At 52.3% G+C, this 25,478-nt stretch carries 21 protein-coding genes; 11 read left to right on the forward strand and 10 right to left on the reverse strand.

Annotated features, from left to right (window positions below; translation table 11 throughout):
• Positions 1 to 12: 12 nt before the first annotated feature.
• On the reverse strand, positions 13 to 327 hold the full coding sequence (locus SPL01S_RS06255) for a PTS sugar transporter subunit IIB (protein ID WP_004944534.1): 315 nt from the start codon (positions 325 to 327) through the stop codon (positions 13 to 15).
• A gap of 296 nt (positions 328 to 623) precedes the next feature.
• Between SPL01S_RS06255 and SPL01S_RS06260 the strand changes: the two genes are divergently transcribed.
• Positions 624 to 1,577 carry a LacI family DNA-binding transcriptional regulator gene (locus SPL01S_RS06260; protein ID WP_062870830.1) on the forward strand — a complete coding sequence of 318 codons (954 nt, stop codon included), beginning with the start codon at positions 624 to 626 and terminating at the stop codon, positions 1,575 to 1,577.
• A gap of 75 nt (positions 1,578 to 1,652) precedes the next feature.
• Here SPL01S_RS06260 and SPL01S_RS06265 read toward each other — a convergent pair whose 3' ends face one another.
• Both SPL01S_RS06265 and bamA read right to left on the reverse strand, forming a co-directional pair.
• Positions 1,653 to 2,858, reverse strand: coding sequence for an aldose 1-epimerase family protein (locus SPL01S_RS06265; RefSeq protein ID WP_004944527.1), 1,206 nt, complete (start codon positions 2,856 to 2,858; stop codon positions 1,653 to 1,655).
• A 323-nt stretch (positions 2,859 to 3,181) separates the two neighbouring features.
• Entirely contained in the window at positions 3,182 to 5,599 is a 2,418-nt protein-coding gene (bamA, locus tag SPL01S_RS06270) for an outer membrane protein assembly factor BamA (RefSeq protein WP_506344859.1), read from the reverse strand.
• 397 nt (positions 5,600 to 5,996) lie between these two features.
• Between bamA and SPL01S_RS06275 the strand changes: the two genes are divergently transcribed.
• Positions 5,997 to 6,749 carry a MipA/OmpV family protein gene (locus tag SPL01S_RS06275; RefSeq protein WP_081113145.1) on the forward strand — a complete coding sequence of 251 codons (753 nt, stop codon included), beginning with the start codon at positions 5,997 to 5,999 and terminating at the stop codon, positions 6,747 to 6,749.
• Positions 6,750 to 6,983: 234 nt separating this feature from the next.
• Complete coding sequence (locus tag SPL01S_RS06280; RefSeq protein WP_063198359.1) at positions 6,984 to 7,250, forward strand: hypothetical protein; 267 nt, start codon at positions 6,984 to 6,986, stop codon at positions 7,248 to 7,250.
• 51 nt (positions 7,251 to 7,301) lie between these two features.
• On the opposite strand, the gene SPL01S_RS06285 is transcribed toward SPL01S_RS06280, so the two are convergent.
• Genes SPL01S_RS06285 through SPL01S_RS06295 form a run of 3 tightly spaced genes read right to left on the reverse strand, consistent with a single transcriptional unit; the run spans position 7,302 to position 9,405 of the window.
• Complete coding sequence (locus SPL01S_RS06285) at positions 7,302 to 7,706, reverse strand: fucose-binding lectin II (protein WP_063198281.1); 405 nt, start codon at positions 7,704 to 7,706, stop codon at positions 7,302 to 7,304.
• Positions 7,707 to 7,717: 11 nt separating this feature from the next.
• The gene (locus SPL01S_RS06290) at positions 7,718 to 8,119 is read right to left on the reverse strand and encodes a fucose-binding lectin II (protein ID WP_004944514.1); all 402 of its coding nucleotides are present in this window, start codon (positions 8,117 to 8,119) and stop codon (positions 7,718 to 7,720) included.
• Positions 8,116 to 9,405, reverse strand: coding sequence for a type 2 periplasmic-binding domain-containing protein (locus SPL01S_RS06295; RefSeq protein WP_232246840.1), 1,290 nt, complete (start codon positions 9,403 to 9,405; stop codon positions 8,116 to 8,118). The genes SPL01S_RS06290 and SPL01S_RS06295 overlap by 4 nt, the downstream gene beginning before the upstream one ends.
• Between SPL01S_RS06295 and SPL01S_RS25655 the strand changes: the two genes are divergently transcribed.
• From SPL01S_RS25655 to SPL01S_RS06305, 3 genes are all read left to right on the forward strand, one after another.
• Positions 9,398 to 9,655: a hypothetical protein gene (locus SPL01S_RS25655; RefSeq protein ID WP_232246947.1), complete on the forward strand. Its 258-nt coding sequence runs from the start codon at positions 9,398 to 9,400 to the stop codon at positions 9,653 to 9,655. The genes SPL01S_RS06295 and SPL01S_RS25655 overlap by 8 nt on opposite strands.
• A 687-nt stretch (positions 9,656 to 10,342) precedes the next feature.
• Positions 10,343 to 11,728 (forward strand): diaminobutyrate--2-oxoglutarate transaminase, encoded by a 1,386-nt coding sequence (locus SPL01S_RS06300; protein WP_174523948.1) that lies wholly within the window; start codon positions 10,343 to 10,345, stop codon positions 11,726 to 11,728.
• Between the two features lie 18 nt (positions 11,729 to 11,746).
• Positions 11,747 to 13,219, forward strand: coding sequence for a pyridoxal phosphate-dependent decarboxylase family protein (locus SPL01S_RS06305; protein WP_062871343.1), 1,473 nt, complete (start codon positions 11,747 to 11,749; stop codon positions 13,217 to 13,219).
• Positions 13,220 to 13,329: 110 nt separating this feature from the next.
• Here the strand turns inward: SPL01S_RS06305 and SPL01S_RS06310 are convergent, their stop codons facing one another.
• On the reverse strand, positions 13,330 to 13,626 hold the full coding sequence (locus SPL01S_RS06310; RefSeq protein ID WP_041416943.1) for an AzlD family protein: 297 nt from the start codon (positions 13,624 to 13,626) through the stop codon (positions 13,330 to 13,332).
• The gene (locus tag SPL01S_RS06315; RefSeq protein ID WP_063198288.1) at positions 13,623 to 14,339 is read right to left on the reverse strand and encodes an AzlC family ABC transporter permease; all 717 of its coding nucleotides are present in this window, start codon (positions 14,337 to 14,339) and stop codon (positions 13,623 to 13,625) included. The genes SPL01S_RS06310 and SPL01S_RS06315 overlap by 4 nt, the downstream gene beginning before the upstream one ends.
• A 267-nt stretch (positions 14,340 to 14,606) precedes the next feature.
• On the opposite strand from SPL01S_RS06315, the gene SPL01S_RS06320 reads away from it, so the two are divergent.
• Complete coding sequence (locus SPL01S_RS06320) at positions 14,607 to 15,539, forward strand: LysR family transcriptional regulator (RefSeq protein ID WP_063198361.1); 933 nt, start codon at positions 14,607 to 14,609, stop codon at positions 15,537 to 15,539.
• A gap of 376 nt (positions 15,540 to 15,915) precedes the next feature.
• Here the strand turns inward: SPL01S_RS06320 and SPL01S_RS06325 are convergent, their stop codons facing one another.
• The gene (locus tag SPL01S_RS06325; RefSeq protein WP_063198290.1) at positions 15,916 to 17,460 is read right to left on the reverse strand and encodes an alpha/beta hydrolase; all 1,545 of its coding nucleotides are present in this window, start codon (positions 17,458 to 17,460) and stop codon (positions 15,916 to 15,918) included.
• Between the two features lie 396 nt (positions 17,461 to 17,856).
• Here SPL01S_RS06325 and SPL01S_RS06330 point away from each other — a divergent pair, with 396 nt between their 5' ends.
• The 3 genes from SPL01S_RS06330 (at position 17,857) to SPL01S_RS06340 (ending at position 23,710) form a co-directional block, all read left to right on the forward strand.
• On the forward strand, positions 17,857 to 20,292 hold the full coding sequence (locus SPL01S_RS06330; protein ID WP_063198291.1) for a glucose/quinate/shikimate family membrane-bound PQQ-dependent dehydrogenase: 2,436 nt from the start codon (positions 17,857 to 17,859) through the stop codon (positions 20,290 to 20,292).
• Positions 20,293 to 20,557: 265 nt separating this feature from the next.
• The gene (locus SPL01S_RS06335) at positions 20,558 to 22,657 is read left to right on the forward strand and encodes a bifunctional diguanylate cyclase/phosphodiesterase (RefSeq protein WP_063198292.1); all 2,100 of its coding nucleotides are present in this window, start codon (positions 20,558 to 20,560) and stop codon (positions 22,655 to 22,657) included.
• A gap of 129 nt (positions 22,658 to 22,786) precedes the next feature.
• The gene (locus tag SPL01S_RS06340; RefSeq protein ID WP_174523949.1) at positions 22,787 to 23,710 is read left to right on the forward strand and encodes an ABC transporter substrate-binding protein; all 924 of its coding nucleotides are present in this window, start codon (positions 22,787 to 22,789) and stop codon (positions 23,708 to 23,710) included.
• 52 nt (positions 23,711 to 23,762) lie between these two features.
• On the opposite strand, the gene SPL01S_RS06345 is transcribed toward SPL01S_RS06340, so the two are convergent.
• Entirely contained in the window at positions 23,763 to 24,791 is a 1,029-nt protein-coding gene (locus tag SPL01S_RS06345) for an MDR family NADP-dependent oxidoreductase (protein WP_063198293.1), read from the reverse strand.
• A 58-nt stretch (positions 24,792 to 24,849) separates the two neighbouring features.
• Here SPL01S_RS06345 and SPL01S_RS06350 point away from each other — a divergent pair, with 58 nt between their 5' ends.
• The gene (locus tag SPL01S_RS06350) at positions 24,850 to 25,458 is read left to right on the forward strand and encodes a TetR/AcrR family transcriptional regulator (protein ID WP_063198294.1); all 609 of its coding nucleotides are present in this window, start codon (positions 24,850 to 24,852) and stop codon (positions 25,456 to 25,458) included.
• Positions 25,459 to 25,478: the final 20 nt, after the last annotated feature.

Consider the following 25,478-nt stretch of genomic DNA (forward strand, 5'->3'; position numbering starts at 1 on the left):
AGGAACACCTTTTTAGTGCGCCGCTGCGATCAGCGACAGAGCATAGTCCAGTACCTTCTCACCGCGCTGCATGCCGTAGTCCATCGGATCAATGGGCTGAACGGGTATGCCTTGGACGGCAGCCTTTTCTGACAGTGTTTTAAGCATATATTTTACCTGCGGCCCCAGCAGCACCACCTGATAGCGTGGAAACTGCGTATCGAACTCGGCTACCCCATAGGCGTCGATCTCGACCGGCAACCCCCTTTCATTCGCCGCCTCCACCATTTTCCTGACCAGCAGGCTGGTAGACATCCCAGCGGAACAGCACAGCATGATTTTGTACATCGACAACCTTCCTCAACGGGTAAATAACCTGAATGCGGGAGTGATTGGATATCATACGGAAACCGTTTTCCATCGGGTGAGCGTGGAAGTGTGATACTCATCATAATCTAGCCACTGCAAGGGATTTTTATTGGATTGCCATCACATATTTTTGTCTTGTTTTGAGGTGTTTTGACATGGTGTGGAAAATCGGTTTCCATGAAAAAAGGAAAACGGTTATACTGCTGGCGGCGATAATGTGAGCCGTTACCGGATGGGTTTTTACAGGCTGCAGCTTGGTCTGTCAGGAGATAAAGATGTCAACAATCAACGATGTATCACGTTTAGCTGGGGTGTCAAAAGCCACAGTCTCGAGGGTGTTGAGTGGATCGCGCGGCGTTAAGGAAGCCAGCCGTCTCGCGGTATTGCAGGCGGCGGAAGAGCTCAATTACCGGCCCAACGTCATAGCGCAATCATTGCTTAGCCAATCGACAGGCTGCATCGGGGTTATCTGCGCGCAGGAGAACATTAACCAAACCACAGGTTATCTTTATGCGCTGGAAAAACAGCTCAGCCAGCATCAAAAGCATCTGCTGCTGCGTTTCGCCAATACCAAAGCGGGCGTGATGAACGCGCTGGACGAACTCACCTGCGGGTTGTGCGACGACGTGCTGATTATCGGCGCCCGTTTCCCGCTCAACATCCCGCATGACAACGTGATCCTGGTCGATTGCGCTGAGGCCGACACGCCTAACAGCATTCAGTTCGACCACGCTTTCGCCGCCGAAAGCGCCTGCAATTATCTGATTAGCCAGGGCAGACGCCAAATAGCCTTGATCCAGCCGGATGCCGGCGGCTGTGCCGATCAGGTGTTGCTGGGTTATAAGCTTGCGCTGGAAAACAACTTTTTGCCGTTCAATCGCAACCTGGTGTTTATGGATTCGACCACCTCTTCCGTTGCGGTACAGGTGCTGCTCAATAACGCCACCACGCTCAATTTCAACGCGCTGCTGGTGGCGGACGAGCAGGAGGCGCAGCGGGTGATTACCCAGCTACAGGCGTTCAATAAATCCGTACCGGACGACATCATGGTCTTTAGCCTGGCCGGTTCGCTGCATTTGCCGGGCATTCCGGCGATCCCGTCCATCGAATATTCCATGGACGCCATGGCGGCGCGTATCGTCAGTTGGTTGACGGAAAAAACCCGGGATATGCTCGGCGCCTGTGTGCTGCGCGGAGATTTGATTATCCCGGACAGGCACAAGCGTTAAGCGATTACCGGCGCCGCAAGAAAACAAAACGGGCCAACAAAGTTGGCCCGCGATCGGTACGGTTCCTGCTGACGACTACTCTACCGCGATAGGCGTCTCAACCAGTTTTGGCTGATTGCTCCCCTGCAGCGTCTTGATCTTGTCCTGGTACACTTTCACCTGTTCAGCATCTTTCAGCAAGGTATAGGTCAGCTCGAAGTCGGTACTTTGGCCAGGCTGCAGCTGTTTGATACGCCCTTGTTCCCGTTCGATTTTCACCGGATAGGCATAGTTGGTCCCCGGTTCGATGCCGGTGACGTACCCCTGGCGTTCGGTATCCGTATTCTTCCACAATGTCAGCAGCGGCAGTTGGTGGGTATCAAAACCTATCGCCACGCCGCGATCCCCGCGCCGGTTGTGCAGCATGGCGAGCGTTTTGCCTTGCGCATCCGCATAAGGCAGGATGTTGAACACCATTTCATCAAAACCTTTGGTCGGGCCCTGGTAAGTTGCCCAGTCTTTCAGGCCGGCTTTGGCGTAGTCGTTAAAAGGCGAAATTTGCTTGATCGGGGCGCTGAATACCGCACCTTCTTCCAGTAACGGTTTGCCGAAGTTGCTGTGGTAAATGATTTCGTAATCCCGTGGGTAATCGGCGCGATTAGTCACGCGATCGTGGATTGAAAACGATTGTGTACCGGGGATATAGCGCAGTTCGGTCCAGGTTTCCAGGTTGCTTTTCTTGAAGGTATTTTCTTTCAGCAACCCGCGAATGCGGACTTCGTACGGGGCTTTTTCGGCGATCTCGATCACCACTTTGGAGGCCGGCGTGTTGCCGGCGCGGCCATGCAGCGTGTAAAGCGTGCCGTTGTCGACGCCAGGGTGCCCGGTCCATTCGAAGCCGCAGCGCACCATCATTTCATTAAACCCGTCCAGCCACCCTAAGCCATTGCGGCTGTCCAGATTGATGTAAGCCGGGTTGACCACCTCGGTTACCGGTGAGTCCCAGCCCAGCCGGACGTCGGATCCCTTCACATTCAGAATGTTCATGCCGCGAGTCGGGCTCAGGGCAATCGTCAGGCCGGCACTGCTTAAGGTGATCACCTTGGAGCCTTCCTGTTTTCCGCCGTGCAGCACCTGTTGCTGTAAGCTGAAGCCTGCCCCCGTGATGTTCAGCTTTTGGCTGTCGGTCTGCCAATTGCCCTGTTCAATGCCTTTTTCCGTGTCGGTCAATACAATGGTCTGCGCGTTTACTGCGCATGAAATCAAAGAGATAACCGCCGAAAGTGTAATTAACTTTTTCATGGTGCTGTCCTTAACGTTAGCTGAAAGGTTTTAGCTAAAACAATGAAAAAATAGATCTCGGCAGCCAATTAAAAAGAGAGTTGAGTCACCTTTCCGATAACAACGGAATAACAATGAAAAATAATGCGGACAAAATCACCTTTACACTGCAATAAATGATGAGCAATCACGAAATAAATCGATGTCGAGCACGGTAAAGGCACGAGTTTGCTGTAAGGTGTCAGCAAAAAAATCCTGCATCCGTTGGTTGGTTTTTATTATTTATTATCAATCCATTACCAGAAAATAAAGCCCACAGGAAACTTGCAGGCTTTGCCTTGGGATTACCAGGTTTTACCGATGTTGAACTGGAATTGCTCTGCCTTGTCCCCTTCGTACTTTTTGATCGGGAACGCATAGGAGAAAGACAACGGCCCCAGCGGCGATTGCCATTGCAATGCAATACCGGCCGAAACGCGGATATCGCTCGGGTCACCGTAGTCCGGGATCCCTGCCGCGAGCGTTTGCGAGGTATTCTGCCAATGGGTATCCCAGACCGTACCCGCATCGACAAACAGCGAAGTACGCAATGAATTGGCATAGCGGTCATTAATGAACGGCGTCGGGAATATCAACTCGGTACTGGCAATGGCCATGGCGTTACCGCCCACGGCATCATCGGATTTGTCGACCGGGCAGTCGCTGTAGGCACTCTCCGAGCCGCTGCAATGATAATAAGCCGCTTTAGGGCCGATACTGTTGGAAGAAAAACCCCGTACGCTACTGGAACCGCCGGCATTAAAGTTATCGTAGAACGGCACCTCATGGCCGCCGAAACCATCGGCATAGCCGGCTTTGGTCCGCCCCATCACTATCCATTTATTATCGCTGCTCAACGGCAGATACTGATTGGCGCTGAACGTCACCTTGTAGTAACTGTTGGTCGACCCCGGCACGGTAATCTTGGCGTTCAGGCTGGCGCTGGTCCCGTCTGTCGGGAAGAAACCACGGTCAAGGGTGTTGTAATTCCACCCCACGCTCGTAAAGAAATCATTGGCCGTGAAACGGGCATCGTTATCGTTGTCTTGCGTGGTGATGCCGGGGTTTACATTGACCGAATTGAGGTAGCGCCACATGGCCACCTGCGGCGCCATACCGCTCAGGCGGGTATTGGCATAGTCGAGGCCAAGGCCAAGCGAGCTGTTTTCGCCGATCGGGAAGCCAAGATTGCCGCCGATGCCCAGGCTTTTCATGGTGTATTCGGAGAGATCGTCATCTTCCGCGTCGTAGTCGTTATAAGAGATCTTCCCGCCTAAACTTACGCCGTCCACCGTAAAATAAGGGTCAGTCATCGACAGTTCGATATAGGTCTGAGAATCGCTTTTGGTGCCATTAAAACCGACGGTATTCCCGCTGCCCAGCCAGTTGTCCTGGCTGACGCCCACTTGAAAACTGGCCCCGCTATCCGTGCCGTAACCGAGCCCAAAGTTAAAGGTCCCCGTATTGCGCTCTTTAACCTTATAGACAACATCGACCTGATCCGGCGATCCCGGCACTCGCTGGGTTTCCGTCTCCACCGTTTCAAAAAAGCCGGTGCGATTCAGGCGCTGCTTGCCCTGTTCTACCCGATCGTTACCTAACCACGCCCCCTCCATTTGCCGCATCTCGCGCCGCAAAACGGAATCTTTCGACGTGCCGTTGCCTTCAAAACGGATCCTGCGCACCGAGTAACGCTTGCCGGCATCGACATTGACGTGCAGTTTTACCGTTTTGTCCTTCTGATTGATTTCAGGCTCTATCCCTACCTGCGGGAAAGCGTAGCCGTAACGCCCCAGCAGCTGCTTGATGTCATTTTCCATACGCGTGATTTTTGCGCCGTTGTACAACTCGCCCGGCTGGATATTCGTCAAGGCCACAATCTGCGGCAAGTACCCCGCCATATTGCCATTCAGCAAAGTACCGGACAGCGAGTACTGGCTGCCTTCGGTAAGGTTGATGGTGATATAAATGCCCTTTTTGTCCGGGGTCAGGCTCACCTGGGTTGAATCGATTTTGAAGTTTGCATAACCGCGATCGAGGTAAAAACTGCGCAAGGTTTCAAGATCGCCGGCCAGCTTCTGTTTCTGGTACTTGCGATCGCTCGCCAGGTTCCACCAGGGCACGTCATCGCGCAGTTGCAGGCTGGCGAGCAGTTCGTCCGTGCGAAAGGCCTGATTGCCGATCACGTTGATCTGCTGAATTTTGGCCGACACCCCTTCGGTGAACACCAGCTTCAGATCGATGCGATTACGCGGCAATGGCGTGATCACCGCTTTTACGCGGGCACTGTATTTGCCCACGCTGTAGTAAAAATCCTCCATGCCTTGCTCGATCGAAGACAGCGTGGTGCGATCCAGCGCCTCGCCCACGCGCACGCCCGAAGACTCAAGGTTTTGCTTTAGCATGTCGTCTTTCACCGTTTTGTTGCCGGAGAAAGAGATACCGGCAATCGTCGGCCGCTCTTTGACTTTAATAATCAGAACATGATCGTCACGCAGAACCTGCACATCGTCGAAGTTCCCGGTGGTGAACAACGCGCGGATAGTATTGCTGATATCTTCGTCAGACAGCGTATCGCCAACGCGTACCGGCATACTCAGCAAAGCGGCGCCTGGCGCAACGCGCTGGAGCCCTTCAAAGTGGATATCTTTCACCAGGAAGCCGTCTGCGGCATAGGCCGACAGGCTGTTAAGGAATAGCATCGCAACAATTGATTTCTTCATCTTGATTGGCATGTCTCGAGTGTTCATAAATACTGCGTCGGCTTTATCAATGTGGGAAAACCTTTACCACGACCATGCGGAACATCCGTTTTTATCGGCATAGTATTCTCGGCACTGTCATTTAAAGAGATATCCCACTGACTGCTCGCCCTATAAATAATTCAAAGCAAGCCCCCGGCCTTTCGCATTATTTTCACAAACCTGACACTCGTAAACTATTTCGCCAATCGCCTGGGGAATGAAAGCCGAAAAATGACGACTAAGGTAAGGAATTCCCCTTTGTAAGAAAATAATCAAGCTCGCGTAAAAAAAATGGAAATATGAGTTTTTTATGCCTTGGTTGCTATAGATTCCCTGAGTACCACACTCCGTGGATATTGATATTCAGGTAGACCTTATGAGCCTTTATCCCGTAATGACATGCCGCGTGCTTTTGATTCTTCCTCTTTTCTATGCCTCAGGCGCGTTCGCCGGGGAATGGTCGCTTGGCGCGGCTGCGGGAGGTGGCATCAGCCCCTATCGTGATACGGACAATACCCTGACCGCACTGCCGCTCATTGGGTATGAGGGTGAAGACTTTTATCTGCACGGGTTAAAAGGAGGCTATCACCTGTGGAAAGACGAACAGAATCAACTGGATGTGATGGGCTATTATTCGCCGTTGCATTTCAAACCCGGCGACAGTGACGATGAGCAAATGAAGCGGCTGAACAAGCGCCGTTCAACGGCAATGGCCGGTTTTGAGTACACCCATCGCGCCGATTGGGGAGCCATTCGCACGGCACTTTCCGCTGACGTGTTGAACAATAGCAACGGCCTGGTGGGGGATCTGGCCTATCTGTACCCCATCCACCTGAATGACTGGGAAATCACGCCGATGGCTGGCGTTAGGTGGGACAGCAAAAACCAAAATAAATATTACTATGGCATCAACGCCGGCGAATCGCGCCGAAGCGGGTTGGCCAGTTATACCCCGGATGACAGTTTGACCCCTTACCTGGAATTGGCCGCGCGCTATCATATTAATAAAAGCTGGGATACTTTTGTCTCTGCGCGCTACGAATCACTGCCAAATACCGTTAAAGACAGCCCAATGGTGGATAAGTCAAATACCGGATCGCTCTCCTTTGGTATTAATTATTCCTTCTGATGTGGATATGATTTGTTGTATATTTTGTGACAACGTTCTCAATTCAATTAAATTTACCCCTTTTAACATGTCGTATAGGGATAGTGTACAACCCAGCCATTTCCGATGGTACAGAGTGGAAAAAGGTCATCGGATTACTGTGGAAAGATCACTGGGCCAAGGCAGTCCGGAGCCAAGCGTTAATTAATGGAATAAAGCACAAATGTAAAACCCTGCGCTTTCATGGAGGAAATCATGAGTAAATATGTTGTTTTTATAAAATCCGATGATTCAAAAGCACTCCCAAAAGAATCAGTCACACACTCCCTCATTAAAGAGATGAGGCAGAGAGGGTTTAGAAAATATCATATCGAAGTAGAGGCTGAAAATGAAAGAGATGCCATTGATAAATTAAATAAAAATAACAATGACCATTTGGTTTCATTAAGGGAGTTTTCTGGTGACGTATTTATATGCTCTGCTTGCGTTGTTATTATGGCCTTGATTTACTTTTTTTCTTAGGGTAAATGCCGGCTGCGTTGACTCAGCCGGCATTGCTCTTAGGTCAGGGGGTTAACCCACGTACTGGAACCATTGCAGCTGTAGCAATGAATCGTTGTAATCATTGTCGGTATAGTCTTCGCTGGCAAAAATGTATTTGCCAAAATAGACCGTTGCGCCGCGGGTAATCACATCCTGCGACCAGATCACCTGGGAATAACGTTGTCCGCTATTGGTGCCGACCCAGATGGTGTAATTCCCGGAGGCATCCGCAGCCTGGAAGAACCCCTCGCCTATCTGCGTGGGTGTGCCGCCGCTGGAGCTGGCCCCCTGCGTAGTGAAGACCACGTTTGAACTGCTGTCTTTCAGCTGAATAAACTGGTTTGCCGAGCTTTGAACCAGAGCAGACCAAAAAACTATTTTTCCGGAGGGAATATTGATGGCAATACCATTGCCATTTACGGGTCCAATTGCCATGTCTTTGCTCCTCAACCAATGCTGTTAAACCAGGTCAGTGTCAGGCAGGTATCATTGAAATCCTGATCCGCGCCGTCTTCACTAATGAAATTGAAACAACTGGAGTAAATCTGGCTGCCGATATTTAACGCGATTTCATCCCACATAACCTGGGACCAGGACTGGCCATTGTTATAGCCAATGAAAACGGTATAAACCCCGCTGCCTGCGGTAACAAACGAGCCCTGGCCAATTTGGGTCGGCGAATGCCCGCCTGTCGATGCACCTTTGCTCTCAATAACCACCTGATTCGTCGAGTCGCGAACCAGAACATATTGTGAGTACGATGCCTGAACATTGGCGGTCCAAAATAGCGTTTTGCCTACGGGTAAGGTGATGGTGATGCCATTACCGGAAACGGGTCCAATACTCATAAACCTCTCCTGCTATCAGTGTTGCCTGGGTTGATGATGGAACTGCCGTGAGATGGGGCTAACAAGCTGGTGCTATTATTGCTTTTACAAACAAAATTAGGTTGCTGCTGTTTTAGGGCATTGCAAATGTCATTGGCCATGGCAACCTGGCTTTGTGCCGTAAAGTTATTAGGAAACGCCTTTGCCGTCATAAATATCGACGATAGCTGTTGGTAATAACTGTTATTGGTAATGATCGGCTGTTGCCAGAATTGCTGGGTGGCCACCAACAACGTCCGCCACGGCGTACCGGCGGGCAGATCTTTGGACTGCACGATATAATTTTTCATCGCAGTGCCGGTCATTAGCGTGGTGAACGCTTGCGCATTGGCCGCACATTGGCTGCCCGGCTTGCACGTCGCGGCGCTGGAAACAAAAGCATCTTCAAATAACAGCGGTTGGGGGTGTTCTCCCCAAGGGGTAGGCACGACATACAGCGGTTTTTGCGCCGACGAATAGAGATTCACGTAGAAAGATTGCTCGGAAAAGCCCATGTCGGTACTGGCCTGCCCGGAGGCGAACACCTGCTCGGCACCGCCATTCGGGGCGTTATGATAGGTGTTATTGGTGCACTTGTTGACCCCGTTAAAGCTGCAGGTATCAGACAGTGAAACCAATTGATGGACAACGCCGTTATCAGGCGGCATTTGCATCGCCTGTTGCAACGCACCGTAACCATAGGTCTGCACATAAGCGTTGATATAGTCGGAAGGAATAGCCCAACTGCCATTAAAGCTGCCTGCCATTTTGGCGACTGATGATGTTCGGGTATTCAAATAATTCAGCATTTTCGACAAGGTTTTCTGCTGCTGAATCGCCTGATCGAACGCGTAGAAAAAGTCCATGCAGAGCCAACTGGGGATCGCCCATAACTGGCCTTGGTAAGTCGCCCCCGCCAGCGCCACGGCCCAGGGCGCTTCGCCGGTAATCTGGGCGGGGTTGATCAGATGATTATCCGCCAGGAAACCCAGATAAAGGACATCAAGCTCAATCACGTCAAATCCATCATTACCCAGCAGGACCGGCAACTCGGTAAAACTGTAAATGTTCACCTGCGGATTCAGCACGGCATTGAGTAACACCTGCGGGTGCTGCGACTGATAAGTCTGCACAATATAGGCGACCAAATTTTCGAAGTTATCCGTGGGCAACGTAGGAAGAAAAGGATAAAGCGAGACGTTCAATACTTGCGTTTGTTGCCCATTCAGCACCAGCGTTTGATTGGGGCCGCTGGGCGTTATGGTCATTGCGCGGGTTTGCAAGTTATTGCACTTTGCCCAATTAATTACCGGGTCTTTCGGCCTGCTGGTGTTCTGCCCAACAAAGAATGACTGCCCCGGCTGCACCTTAATGAACCAATCGAAATTGCTGCCTGAAGAGACCGTCCAACCGTCAACCGTGCAAGTAATGGGCGATAAAGAGGTGTTTTTCAATATTAGCTGGCCTGCAATAACCGCAGTACTGCTAAAAAAGGACAGCATCAATGCAAAGGCGTAGAATAACGCCCGATAAATTAAGTTCATAGAAGCCTCACATAAAAACAATAAACAGCGGCGCCTCTTTTTTTCGAGAAAAATAAAAGGCGTAATTATTCCGTGGCGGCATGCGGCAGAAAAATAAAAGTCACTCTGAAGGCCAATGTTTTTACGTTTAACTCTATTAGCGCGATCTTTATATTTATTAATATAAATTCAAATATGAATGGTCGATGAAATATTGGGGTTGCGAATCTTCTTAATATAGCACCAGAGTTAATTCCCTGCAAAGATCCTCAAATAAAAATTATGTATTCATCCGAATACATACTCACCATGATAATAAAATACGGCCGCGATTATTCGATGTTTATTGATTTAAGTACCGCCACCGCTTAAGGCCGCGACTGGCGCGGCCTGGCGGACGAGTCAGCCCCCGCCGGTCAGTCTATCGCCACACAAAAAACGAGTCTAAATGTTTGCCAGCAAACATTTTAGCCGGCAGGTGCAACCTCGGGGGAGCCACGAACGGTCACAAAAACAGCAACATATTGATTGAAGCTAAAAAAAATCAGTAAAATCAAAGGGAAATAAGCTATTGAGTCCCAGGCTAAAAAGCCATATATTGTACGCGATTTTTTACCGGGTTTACTTTTAAATTCAATTAATTCAACCAGGGCGTTTTGATACCCCCGGTTGTAGGAGAGATATGATGACGGATAAAGTCCGTATTGACACTTTAGTTGCGAATTCATTAAACGGAAACAATGAAACCTATTTGGCGAGACAGGCCGAATTTGAATCGAATGTCAGGAGTTATCCGCGCAAATTGCCACTGGCCATTGCCAAAGCAGAGGGCGTGTGGATCACAGACGTTGAGAATAATCAGTATCTTGACTGCCTGGCTGGCGCCGGAACCTTGGCGCTTGGGCACAACCACCCTGACATGCTGAAAAGCATCCAAGATGTCATTACCAGCGGCTTGCCGTTACATACTCTCGATCTGACAACGCCGTTGAAAGATCGTTTCTCCGAATATCTGCTCTCCTTGTTACCCGGCCAGGGTAAAGAGTATTGCCTGCAGTTCACCGGCCCTTCCGGCGCAGACGCCGTTGAAGCCGCACTGAAACTGGCAAAAAAACACACTGGCCGCTCCGGCGTGATCAGCTTCTCCGGCGGCTATCATGGCATGACCCATGGCGCGCTGGCGGTAACGGGTAACCTGTCACCGAAAGAAGCCATCAACGGCATGATGCCGGAAGTCCAGTTTATGCCTTACCCGCACCTGTACCGCTGCCCGCTGGGCATTGGCGGCGAGGCTGGCGTCAAGGCATTGACCTACTATTTCGAAAACCTGATCAATGACGTCGAAAGCGGCGTACGTAAACCTGCGGCCGTCATTCTGGAAGCCGTTCAGGGTGAAGGCGGCGTTAACCCGGCCCCGGCCGAGTGGTTGCAGCGCATTCGCAAAGTCACTCAGGAACACGGCATTTTGCTGATCATCGATGAAGTTCAGGCCGGCTTTGCGCGTACCGGCAAATTCTTCGCCTTTGAGCACGCGGGCATTGAGCCGGACATCATCGTGATGTCCAAAGCCGTAGGCGGCGGTTTGCCATTGGCCGTATTGGCCATCAAGAAGCAGTTTGACGCCTGGGAACCTGGCCACCATACCGGTACCTTCCGCGGCAACCAATTGGCGATGGCGACCGGCCTGACCACCCTGCAGCACCTTAAAGACAACCAGATTGCCGAAAAAGTGGCCACCCAGGGCGAATGGCTAAAAGCCAAACTGGCCGAGCTGCAAAAGCGTTACCCGGTGATAGGTCACGTGCGTGGCCTGGGCTTGATGATTGGTATTGAGATCGTTAAACCTGGCGAAGCCCAAGATCATATGGGTTGCTACCCTGCCGATGGCCAATTATCCGCACTGCTGCAGAAAAAATGCTTTGAAGCCGGGCTGATTCTGGAGCGCGGTGGCCGCAATGGTTGCGTACTGCGTCTGCTGCCTTCCCTGCTGATCACCAACGATGAGTTGGGTATTTTCCTGGATAAATTTGAACAAGCCCTGTTAGCGGCCGGCGTCAAACCCGTCTGAGTGGAGTGAATGACCGCGATGTCCAAGTTAAACCCGATTCTGGCGGCCTCGGCGCAAAGCACCGAGGCATACCAGCAAGCGATTGCACAAAGTACCCAGGCCGTTGTGCAGTGGCTGCAACAACCTGAGATGTATCAGGGCAAAACCGTTGCCGAACTGCGTGAACGCATTACGCTCGATTTCAATCCACAGGGCCTGGGCAACCAAGCCGCGATTGAACGCGCGATTGAGTACTTTTTAAAAGACAGCCTGTCGGTTCACCACCCGCAGTGCGTGGCGCATTTGCATTGCCCAAGCCTGGTGGTCAGCCAGGCCGCTGAGGTCTTGATTAACGCCACCAACCAAAGCATGGACTCCTGGGATCAAAGCCCATCCGCCACCATCATCGAGATGAAATTGATCGAATGGTTGCGCACCCAGGTGGGTTACCAGCCTGGCGATGCCGGGGTGTTCACCAGCGGCGGTACCCAGAGCAACCTGATGGGCCTGATGTTGGCGCGCGATGCCTTCTTTGCGCGCCAGGGGCACTCTATCCAGCAGGATGGCCTGGTCGGCAACCTGAAAAAGATTAAAGTCTTGTGTTCTGAAAACGCCCACTTCTCGGTGCAAAAGAACATGGCGTTGCTGGGTCTGGGTTATCAATCCGTCACGCTGGTGAAAACCGATCGGTTCGCGCGTATGGACCTGAACGATTTAGCCGAAAAAGTGACGCAGGCCGAAGCCAATGGCGAGCAGATCCTGGCGATTGTAGCGACCGCAGGCACCACGGATGCCGGCGCTATCGATCCCCTGCGCGCTATCGCGCAGTTGGCGGCGAAACACCAGATCTGGGTGCATGTCGATGCGGCCTGGGGCGGTGCATTGTTGCTGTCGGAGAAATACCGCGATTATCTGGATGGCATTGAATTGGTGGATTCCATTACGTTGGACTTCCATAAGCAATTCTTCCAAACCATCAGTTGCGGCGCCTTCTTGTTGAAAGAAGCCCGTCACTATGAGCTGATGCGCTATCAGGCGGCCTACCTGAACTCCGAGTTCGACGAAGCGCAAGGCGTGCCGAACCTGGTGTCCAAATCGCTGCAAACCACCCGCCGTTTCGATGCGTTGAAACTGTGGATGGGTCTGGAAGCGCTGGGGCAAAAGCAGTACGCGGAGATCATCGATCACGGCGTTACGCTGGCGCAGCAGGTTGCGCACTACATCGGCGATCAACCGTCGCTGGAACTGGTTATGCAGCCGCAGTTGGCCAGCGTCCTGTTCCGTTACCTCCCGCCACAGTTGGCGGCGAGCGGCGATGCGGCGATTGCCTTGCTCAACCAACGGATTGGCGATGCTCTGCTGGAATCGGGCCGCGCCAACGTGGGCGTTACCGAGTTTGATGGCGTCACCTGCCTGAAAATGACGTTATTGAACCCGACCGTCAGCCTGGAAGACATTAAAGTGTTGCTGGCGCTGGTGGAAACCACTGCACAGCAGTTGCCGACCGCTTAAACCCGGTTTGCCGTTAACTGCAGTTAAAAGCCGATAGCATTCTGCTATCGGCTTTTTTATTGCGATCGCAGAAGTTTCTCCCCTCGACGATGTCCCGAGAAACCTGACCATCAGCTAAGCACTATCTGCAGCATGCCCAGTGAGGCTATGGAAATAATCAGCGTCGGCAGCATCGAAAACCGAATAGCGCAGCCTATCGCGATAAACATGGCGATGATTTCTGCCGGATTGGACGACACAAAGTAAGGTGAGATGGCTGACACCATTACGCATCCGGGCGCACTTTCCATGACGCTTCTTGCGCGGGGGCTGAGGTGGCGATTTCTCAAGACAAGATACCCCAGTATCCGGCTCAGATAGGTCACTAACGCCATCCCGGCGATGGTTAAACAGGCAGCCCAGCTCATTGATTTTTATCTCCCCAGAACCATGCCGCCAATAACCCGCTGAACGTTCCTGCAAGCACATAGGCATGGCCCGGAATGACAAGATACACCGCCGCGGCAACCGCCAGGCTGACCAACCAGGGGCGGGCAGCCCGATATCCTTTCCACATTCCCCGAAGAAGGACAATAAACGTAGCGGGAAAAGCCATCGCGAAACCATACTCTTCTACATTTCCCAATATTGGGCCAACCAGGCACCCCAGCACCGAAAATCCCACCCAGACGGGATAAAAAGGGAAACAGGCCCCGAGGAAGTAAGGCATGGAGAGGCTCTTATCCGCCGGCATGATGGCGGCATTCTTCAGGGTTTTAGAATAGGCCACCGCCCAGCCCTCATCAGCCATCAGGAAAAGTGCCGGCAGCACTTTACGACGAGGAAGATGCTTGAGGTAAGGCGTCAGAGCCGCTCCCATAATGATATGCCTGCTGTTGATCAAAAATGTCAGCAAAATGATGGTCAGTACCGGCAGCGGTTCCTGCCAGAGCTGGATGGCCGCAAACTCCGAGCCACCGGCAAAGTTCAGCACCGTCATCAGGCCAAGCTCTGGCGTGGTAAGACCGGCCTTTGATGCCTGGGCGCCTAAAACCAGAGCGTAAGGCGCAATGGCGAGCAGCAAGGGGATTCCATCTTTCACTCCCTGTGTAAACGAATTACTGCGAGAATAATTATCCATCACATAATGTCCTTCGGTTTCCCCACCTTAAGGTAAGGCGTTAAGGCGATACAATTTACGGTACTGATATAAAAACAAAATTGAGCATTTTGGGCCGCCAATACGATAACCTCAAACGGCAATATTTGTCTGCCGAATAATGTAGATCCGACAGACGGAAGCGGCCTTGGCGTAGGATATAATAGAAGGCGGAAGACGCAGCATTGGCCTTGATAACCTGCACAGAACGCCTTCTCTCTTTTTCTTTGGTTCAGGATACAAAGCATGATGACTGATCCCGATCTCAACCTGCTCATTGCCCTCGACGTGTTACTGGCCGAAGGCAGCGTGGCCGGCGCGGCGCGGCGTCTTGGGTTAAGCGCCTCGGCCATGAGCCGCACGCTCAGCCGCTTGCGCACGGCAACCGGCGATCCTTTACTGGTGCGCGCCGGGCGCAATATGGTGCTGACACCTTATGCCGAAGAGATACGCGAGCGTACGCAAAATACCGTTTTTGAGGCACGCGCCGTGCTCCGCCCTTCTGCAGCAGAGCTGGATCCGGCCACGCTGGAACGCACCTTTATCCTGCGTACCAACGACGGCTTTGTGGAGGCTTTTGGCCCAGCGCTTATCGCGGCGGCAGCGGCGGCGGCCCCTTTAGTGCGCCTGCGCTTTGCGCCAAAACCCGAGAAAAGCTCAAAGCCTTTGCGAGAAGGCTTGGTTGATCTCGAGATCGGCGTGTTGGGTGACATGGGGCCGGAAATACGCCTGCAAGCGCTATTCAGGGACAGGTTCGTAGGGGTGGCAAGAAAGGGACATCCGCTGGCGCTACAGCCTGACGTGACCCTTGAGCACTATGTTGCCTGCGGGCACGTTGTCGCCTCGCGCAGCGGGCGGATAAACGGGCCGGTGGACCAGGCGCTGGCGGAGTTGGGGCTGGAGCGGAACATCGCCGCCGTGGTGCCGAGCTTTCCCGCCGCGCTGGCGGTGGCTCAGGCGTCTGACCTGGTGGCGCTGGTGCCCGCCTCTTTTCTTATCAATCAACCCATCGTTAGTGGGAACGGGGTTGTCGCCGCACTTTTCGCTTTTGAACTGCCGGTAAAAACCCAGGGCATTACCGTCTCGCAAATGTGGCATCCGCGCTCCGAAGTGGATCCGGCCCATCGTTGGCTTCGGCAATTGGTATTGACTGTTTGCCGCCGGCAAGCACCGGAGTCATGAAAAAGCAAACAGATGCCGTGATGTGTTTCTTATGCCGGAGTAAAACGTCGGATAGAGTAATACAAGCTTGAACGGTTTAGGGCAAAGAGAACCCAAAGGAGCGTTGGGCTGGATAATTACGCAGCGCAACCATTATTATGAAAGGTATTTATTGGTTTGATTCATTTGGCTTTAATAGTGCCCACTATGCAGTGCATTAAAACGATGACGCCCAATCAATCGAAGCACTGCATAGTGGAGCGGGAATATTAACGTAATGAATTCGGATTTCTAACCTTATGTAACTAAAGAAACCGAAAATACAAAGATAAAAGCGCCAGAAATATCGAAGACACAATATATTGGCGCTCACCGGTCTATTAATTATCCATCAAGGCTAACACTTTTTATTGGCCCTTACTTTTTCAGGGGAAATAAAATAATCAATCACTTCATCATCTACGCATTGATTGACGTTGGAAAGCGCAATCGTATGCCCGTCGCCATTCACCGTAATCAAAGGGCTGTTAAAAAACGTCGCCATCCGTTTGGCCCCCTCATAAGGGGTAGCGGGATCATAACGTTGTGCAACAAATAACAAAGGCGGCAATTCGGCAGACACTACGGGAGTATGCGCCGGCATCGTGCCTTTAAATGGCCAGAGGTCGCAGACATTGCGTGGAGACTGCGTCTTTACCGGATAGTTACTGAAAGGGGATGCATCCACTAGCTTCTGCTCTTTGAGCCGGCTCTGTTCAAGATTCTCACCCGGATTGGCCGAATCTATGCAGCCGATCAAGGTTAAATTAGCGGCCTCTTCGTCGGCAGCGCTTGCCACGCCCACATCAGCGCTGCTGTTTGCCTGGTTACGGGGTTTGGAGGAATTTACCGCTTTAGGGCGTGCGTTTTGTTCTGCCTCCGTAGCCTGATCAGCGGTTTTATCCAAAACGGCCAGAGCCTGGTAATCAAACTTGTCGCTATCGATTGAACGCAGCAATTTGGCCAGTTCCGGCCAATCTTCTGAAGAATAAAGCGTTTTTGTGGTCGCACTAATAATGGCGTCCGAGCCTATATCATTGCCATTTTCATCCCTCAGCGCCAGGTTATCTACTTTTTCCAGCAATGAATGATAGTTCGCCGTGGCATCGGCTTTCGTTAATGGGCACTGCTGTTCTTCTTCACAATAAGCGGCAAAACGTTCGAATGACCGCTGGAATGACAATGCCTGTTTGTAATCACTGCTGAACGCATCGTCCGAGATGTCCATCACCCCATCAAATACCAGAGCCCTTATATTCTTCGGAAAGCGCTCTGCGTAGAGTGCCGCTACCTGAGTCCCGTATGAAAAGGCGATAGCATTCAGTTTATCCTCACCCAAAGCGGCTCTGATAATGTCCACATCATTGACCGCCTCATCCGTACCCAGGTGTTTCAGGACATTGAGCGTCGTGCGATTAATACAGCCTTCCAGCCAGGTCCGGCTCACTTTTTCGGCCTCTGTGGTATTAAGCGCATTCTCGGCATTGTCGGCATTGTTGTCCGGCTGAGTGGAACATGTAATTTTTGGCCTGGATTGCCCGACGCCTCGAGGGTCATAACCGATAATATCGAAACTTTCATTGAGTTCTTCCGTTTCGATAGGCACCTGTATCCCCGGCAGCCCCGGCCCGCCGGGAATAGACAGCACGCTGCCCTGCTTCTCACCGGTCGCAGGCAGGCGTGTGACTGCCAGTTTGACTTTTTGATGGCTACTGCCGCCGCCGTAGGATAAAGGCGCTTCCACATAGCCGCATTGCAGCCGCGCAAGGATCTCTCCCCCGTCGAACCATTGATTAAACGAACTGTTTTTGCAGGAAACCCAGGATATCGGCTGAGTTTGGCTGGCAAAAGCCGCTGGTGGGCAAAAAATGACGGCAATAAAGGCTATTGTCGGAAACTTCACACTCCCCCCTCGATGAAACAAAATTAAGGCTATAAATCGTCCAGACCTTAGTTATATACGGCAAATACTCGCAAGAAATTAATGAAACTAAATAAACTCACTTTTTACAGGCCGACTTTTCTTAGGGGATGTCTCAAGGCCGGGCGAAAAAGTAGTTTAGGTAGGTAACTAAAGGGTGCTGCGCAATGGCATACTGAGAATCATCCTCAGGTTTTTATTAATAATTCGTGTCAAAAGCAACATATACTTAACAGCCTAACGAATCAAATGGTACAATTCAGCGCATTCACTGTTTAATTTTTTGCCACGCACCCCGCCATAAAGCAAAGTGCGGCGCAACGATTACACTTTGGGAAACGAGTAGTAAGACACATTATTTTCGGAGACCGCCTGAACATGTCTGATTCAACTGCCCGGCCGGGTATAAAGCTTAAATTATGGTGTTGTTTATTAGGGGTAATTCTTGCCGTTACCGGCTTATTTTTCGCCATTGCCGGCGGAAAGTTAGTCTCGCTCGGCGGCAGCGCCTACTTCCTGATTGCCGGTATCGTCACCCTGCTTTCCGCCATCCAATTCTTCCGTCGCAAATCCTCGGCAGTCACGCTGTTCCTGCTGGTTTTCATCGGTACGCTGATTTGGTCAGTGGCCGACGCCGGTTTTGATTTCTGGCCTTTGATTTCGCGGCTGATGGTGCCAACCGGCCTGATGATTCTGGCCTTCCTTAGCTGGCCTGCACTGCGTAAACCGGAAGGGAAATCGCCGCTGGCGAAACTCTCTTATCTGCTCTCCGCCGTGTTGGCTGTGGGTATGATCGGCGCCTTCGTGCAGATGTTCCAGCCGCACCCCACCGTCGCTTTCAGCGGCCAGCAATTGCCGTTGATCCCGGTAGATAAAGCCAAACAGCAAAAAGACTGGGACAACTACGGCAATACCCCAGGCGGCAGCCGGTTCGTGGCGCTTGATCAGATCACCCGCGATAACGTGAAAGATCTGAAAGTCGCCTGGACCTTCCATACTGGCGATACGCCGATCAGCCCTGGCGGCAACGGCGCAGAGGACCAACAAACGCCGCTGCAAATCGGCAACCGCATCTTCCTGTGTACGCCGCACAACAACGTCATCGCCGTCGAAGCCGACAGTGGGAAAGCGATCTGGAAGCGCGAAATCAACGCGCAATCGCAGGTCTGGAACCGCTGCCGCGGCCTGGCCTACTTCGACGCCACCAAAACCCTGCCGGAACCGACGGTCCCTGGTTCAACGCCTGCGGCACCGGTCCAGCTTGCGGCCGGTGACAGCTGTCAGCGCCGTATTCTGATGAACACCATCGATGCGCGCCTGGTGGCGATCAACGCCGATAACGGTGAGTTCTGCCAGCACTTTGGCAACAACGGCATCGTCGATCTGAAAGCCGGGCTGGGCGATGCCTCGGATCCGAAATACCAGTTGACCTCCGCCCCTACGCTGGCGGGCACCACCGTCGTCGTGGGTGGCCGCGTGGCCGATAACGTGCAAACCGACATGCCTGGCGGCGTGTTGCGTGGTTTTAACGTGATCACCGGTGAAATGCGTTGGGCGTTCGATCCGGGCAATCAAGACCCGAACGCGGCGTTGAAGCCGGGCCAAACCTTTGTGCGCAGTACGCCGAACTCCTGGGCACCGATGTCCTACGATCCGGCGATGAACACCGTATTCATGCCGATGGGCAGCTCTTCCGTGGATCTCTGGGGTGCTAACCGCAACGCTCTGGACCACAAATACGGCGCGTCCATTCTGGCGCTCGATGCGACAACCGGGAAAGAAAAGTGGGTTTATCAGACCGTACATAACGATCTGTGGGATTTCGATGTCCCTATGCAACCGAGCCTGATCGATTTCCCGATGAAGGACGGCACCACCCGCCCTGCACTGGTCTTCGGCGGCAAAACCGGGCAGATCTTCGTGCTGGATCGCCATACCGGCAAACCCCTGACCGAAGTGAAAGAACTGCCGGTGAAAACCCGTAACATCCCGGGCGAGCAATATTCGGCGACTCAGCCCTTCTCTGTCGGCATGCCGCAGATTGGCGCAGAGAAGTTAACCGAATCCGACATGTGGGGCGCAACACCGTTCGATCAGTTGATGTGCCGCATCAGCTTTAAATCGATGCGTTATGATGGCCTGTTCACCGCACCGGACACCGATCTCTCTCTCAGCTTCCCCGGCTCGTTGGGCGGCATGAACTGGGGTGGATTGTCTACCGATCCGAACAACCACTACATCTTCGCCAACGATATGCGTTTGGGCCTGTGGGTGCAGATGATCCCGCAAAAAATCGACCCCAACGCGCCGGCCAGCAACGGTGGTGAATCGGTTAACGCCGGCATGGGCGCCGTGCCGTTAAAAGGCACCCCTTACGGCGTCAACAAGAACCGCTTTATGTCGCCGCTGGGCATTCCGTGCCAGAAACCGCCGTTCGGCACCCTGTCCGCTATCGATCTGAAAACCCAGAAAGTGGTGTGGCAAGTACCGGCGGGTACCGTGCAGGATACCGGGCCATTCGGCATTAAAATGCGCGCCCCAATGCCGGTAGGCATGCCAACGCTGGGCGGTACGCTGGCAACCCAGGGCGGCCTGGTATTTATCGCCGGCACCCAGGATTACTACCTGCGGGCATTTGATTCATCCACCGGTAAGGAAGTGTGGAAAGCGCGTCTGCCGGTCGGCAGCGGCGGCACCCCGATGAGCTACGTCTCACCGACCACCGGTAAGCAGTACATTCTTATCTCCGCCGGCGGCGCACGCCAGTCGCCGGACCGTGGCGACTACGTGATCGCTTACGCGCTTGATAAGTAACGTTCAAGCTTCGCAATAACAAAAATCCCCCATCACATGATGGGGGATTTTTTTATGAATTATCGCAAATTAGCGTTAATCCATAGAAAACAACCTTCCTTTTACAAGAATAATCCTACTGTTTTACCCGGCATTATATCTCATTCTTTCAATCGGCTTTTTACTGCGCAAAGCCGGGTCATTGGCATATTTCCGCAGGCACGAATATTATTAAAACAGTTCCTTTTGGAGCGAATCTCAGGCGGTTTTCATAAAGGAACAAGACATGAACGTTTTACCTGATCGCAGTGATGACAATCATCCTGTTGATATAGCTAATGTAATTTTTGACGGTTTACCGAATCTCATTGGCGTGGGTAAAAGCCTGGGCGGACACTTTAATAAAGGGTGGCGCGAATATACCGGTGGAGCCTCGTTTGATAATGAGGATAGCGGCTGGCTGAAAGCCCTGCACCCGGCTGACTATGCGCCAGTGTACAGCCTTTGGCAGCAGGCAATGGCTACCGCCACCTCGTTTGTGAATGAAAGCCGTCTGCGCCATTGCAGCGGCGAGTTCCGCTGGTTTTTGCTGTCGTTCAACGCCGCCAAAGATCCCCTGCCTGGAGAACCGCGCTGGTCTCTTACCTGCGTGGATATCCACGAACAAGTGCTGGAAAAACATATCCTCGCCGCGACCTTGGCTGCGCAGCAAAACATGCTCGATGCCAGCGTCGACTGTATCAAGATCATCAATAATGACGGTTCGTTGCTGCACATGAACAAAGCCGGCTGCATTGCTCTTGGCCTGGATGAAAACCAAAAACAGTTTGGCATGTCGTGGCTGGGGCTGCTGCCGGTAGAAATACGCAAGCGTGGCCGAAAGGCGCTGCGCAAAGTGTTGAATGGCCGCAATGCCAGATTTGCCGGCCTTAGCAGCGCACCGAATGGCAAGATGCAACACTGGGATAATATCCTCAGCCCGGTCACCGATAAAAATGGCCGGATACAAAATATATTGTGCGTTTCCCGCGATGTGACCTCGCAAAGAATAGCCGAGAAGCGTTTGCTGATCGCCAGTGAATATGACGAACTGACCGGCCTGCCTAACCGACGGTTATTCAAGAAAAAGTTAAAACAGGAAATGAAACGCGCCCTGAGCAACAATAAATTGCTCGGGTTGATTCTGTTGGATCTCGACCACTTTAAATTGGTTAACGACACCCTTGGGCATGCCGCAGGCGATCATCTGTTGCGCGTGTTATCCAAAAGGCTCACGGCGCACCTGAACCCTAACTCTTTTGTTTCCCGGCTCGGCGGCGATGAGTTTGCGGTGGTCATCAGCGACGTGGACGATGAGCAGGATATCTTCAAAATCGCCAATAACTTTCTGTTGCAACTCGAATCGCCGATCACCCACGGCGGTAAGGCGCTGCATTGCGGCATGAGCATAGGTTGCGCCGTTTACCCTCAGGACGCCTGCGACCCATCGGAACTGATGAAGTGCGCCGATACCGCGCTGTATGAACTTAAAGACGGCGGCCGCGGCGGCGTTTACATGTTCAATCAGCAGATGATGGAGAAGGCAAAGGCACGCGCTTCACAGCTTAACCACGCACGGCAGATTGTGCGTGATAACCGCATCCGCCCCAGCTATCAACCTAAGGTCAATTTGGCCAACGGCGCTATCGTGGGTTTTGAGGCACTATTGCGCTGGTATTGTCCGGTAAACGGCATGCAGTTGCCGGATACCGTCAGTGAAGCCTTCAGTGACTATGAGCTGGCGAGCAAAATCAGCGAAGCCATGCAGATGAAAGTCTTTGCCGACATCTCGCGTTGGATCGATGCCGGGGTAGACGTCTTGCCGGTGTCGTTGAACGCGTCCCCTATCGAGTTTTTACGCGACAACTATGCCGAAACCTTCCTGCAACGATTGCTGATGTTCCGCATCCCGCACCACCTTATCGAACTGGAAGTCACCGAACATGCGTTCAACAAACACGGTTCGAAGTATGTTTTGCGGGCCTTGCAAATGCTCAAGGAAATGGGCATTCGGATTGCGCTCGACGACTTTGGCACCGGGCATTCGGCCTTTACGCATATCATGAACTACCCGCTGGACTGCATTAAACTGGATTGCGATTTTATCCGCCGGATGAACGACGAGCCGGCCATATTGGGTATCGTCGAAAGCATGGGCATTCTGGGGCAGAAATTGGCTATCGATATCATCGCCGAAGGGATTGAAACCGAGCAGCAGCGCCAGACGTTGTGCGACGCCGGTTTTTATTTCGGACAGGGCTTTTTGTTCAGCAAGGCCGTTGAGGCGCCCAAGGTAATCAACCTGCTGCGGGAAAATGCTCGTTATAACGAAGAAATTGACGATTGAGACGGGCAACATTTCGCTGCAACCCGATTTTTCTAAAATTAGTTAGTTAATTTTGTTCGTTCACAGATTTAGCGGCTTCGAGGATAGTGAGCAGACCGCCTCAACAACATAATAATGCAGGTAATAATCATGATGTATAGCGCTAAATTAACCGCAGCGGCGGCACTTCTGAGCATGTCCTTCATCGCCAATGCCGCACCGGGAATTGATCTGATCGCCAATGAAACCCCGATAAACACGGTTAAAAGCCCAGAGGCCGTAGCCAAGATCCCGGCGGGATTTAAATTCGTGGAACCGGGTACGCTAACTGTCGCCGTATCGATATTGGGTAGCGGCCCGCCGTTCGGCTTGTACGCCCGCGACAATAAAACGGTGATTGGCAGTGAGTCGGATATTGCCCGGCTGGTCGCCGATGGGCTTGGGCTAAAACTCAAACTGGTGCCGACATCCTGGGAAGACTGGCCGCTGGGGGTGACCTCAGGGAAATACGACGCGGCAATTTATAACATCACCGTCACCCATGAGCGTAAAACCAAATTCGACTTTGCCACTTATCGCCAGGATACGCTGGGCTTCTACGTGAAGGCCGACAGTAAAATCACCTCGATAAAATCCGCACCGGATATCGCCGGCAAGAAGATCATCGTCGACTCCGGCACCAATCAGGAGGCAGTGTTGCTGGCATGGGATAAAGAGAATCAGACCAAAGGGCTGCCCGCTCTCCAGCCGATCTACGTTACCGATAAAGCGGCTTCGACGCTGGCGATCCAATCCGGCCGGGCCGAGGCTACGTTCGGGCCGAACGTAGCCGGTGCCTATCAGGCCAAATTAAACGGCAAAACCAAGCTGGTCGGCATAGTGCCTGGCGGCTGGCCTCGCAGCGCCAACATCGCCGTGACATTGAAAAAAGGGAACGGCCTGGTTGATGCCGTGCAGGCTTCGCTCAACAGTGCCATCGCCAACGGCAGCTACCTGAAAGTGTTGGATCGCTGGGCGGAAAGCGACGAGAAAATCGAACATTCTGAAATCAATCCGCTGGGATTGGGGGACTGATCTTCCGGCTTTCAAGGCGCCGGTTCTTACCGCCGGCGCCCTTAAATGTTGTTTAAAGCTCAACGAGTACCAGACCGCGAGCCTTGCCGGAACACGTCTCTTTCAGTGCCAACGGTGCCGATTCCAGTCCTTTAAACCGGGTCACAGGAAATTCGATGTCCGCCCATGAAGGTTGTGATAGACAGGAAAGCCATTCAGCAAATACTTCCGGATTTTCGTCAGCGCTGTATCCGCGCATCGTAATTCCCTTGACGATAATAGCGAAAGCGTCTATTTCCACAGGAGCATATTTGGTCGACTTTGCATCTGCAAGTTCGGCCGATAGCGCCCCAAGCAGGACAATCCTCGCACCTTCCCGAGTGTGAGAAACCGCGGCTTCCAATTGCTCACCGCCTACAATATCAATAAATATGTCAATGCCGTCGGGCGCATAGCGGTGCAATTGGTCGCTGATAGTGCCGTCACCGCGAATGATGACCTCGTCATAACCCAATTCTCGCTTCATCCATGAAGCTTTTTCAGGCGTTCCAGTACTGCCAATGACTCGTTTGGCACCCAGTTTACGGGCAATTTGTCCCGCCATGGAGCCAATCGCGCCCGCTCCGCTCGAAACAAAAACCACATCGTCAGGTTTAACCTGCGTCGCACGCGTCAAAGCCGCATATGCCGTCCAGCCGTGACCCAGATAGGCGGCAGGATTAATCAGCTTGTTGCCTAATCGAGTGCAGAGACCTATGTCGACAGCGGCATATTCTCGCCAGCCAAACGGATGAAGCACGAACTCGCCCGGTTGCAAACCGCTTGCAGCAGGCGCAGACACAATCTCGCCAATTGCCGCATCTGCCAGCGTATCGCCAATGTTGATGGGTGGAAACGGAATGCCTTTTACACTTTCGGCTTCTTCACTCATCATCAGGCGGGTAGATATTGAGACCCGAAACCAGCAATTGCGAACCAGTATCTCATTCTCGCCACAGGCGATATCAGGATGCTCAATAATCTCAAAGTTATCGGGCCCTGGCATGCCAGAAGAGCGTTTAAGCAGATTGATTTTCCTGTTGTGCTGCGTTGCAAAGACCATTTTATTTCCCTGTTGATATGTGAGTTAATACTCGCATTATCAATCGGAGAGCCATCACGTGAATACTCGTGTTCCAGATACAGCACGAAGCATGCGTAAAATGCCGCAGCAAAGCCGTTCACGATTTTTGGTCGGCATCATTCTGGATGTGGCTACTCGCTTATTGGCTGAAAACGGATGGGCAAAATTTAACACCAATGAAGTGGCTCGCATTGCCGGGGTCAGTATTGGTTCGCTTTACCAGTATTTTCCCAATAAGTTGGCTCTGGCAGAAGCGATACGCAAACAACACCTCGCGTCGATATTGCTGGTTTTTGAAACCGCTAACGAGGCTACGCAGGCTGACTCATTGATGGCGGCAGTTGAACAAATGATTGATGGCATAATCGCCGCGCATTTAATTAATCCGCGTTTGCACCGCGTTTTGCTTGATGAAGTGCCGCTCTCCGGGCGTGACGCACATCATGACTTTGAACGTCGCTATGCTGAGTATTACGCTACCTTTACTGCCAGTCAGTTGGGTTCAGAACGAGCGCAAGTCGCCAGCCAGGTGCTGGCTTCTGCAATTGAAGGCGTCGTGCATGATGCATCGCGGCGTGGGCAATTAGCATCATCAGACCTAAAACGTGAATTAATCTTGTTGGTGACCTGTTATTTGAAGGGCTAATTTCACCTTGGTTTTCTGGT

Source organism: Serratia plymuthica NBRC 102599 (assembly GCF_001590925.1).
Classification (GTDB): Bacteria; Pseudomonadota; Gammaproteobacteria; order Enterobacterales; family Enterobacteriaceae; genus Serratia; species Serratia plymuthica.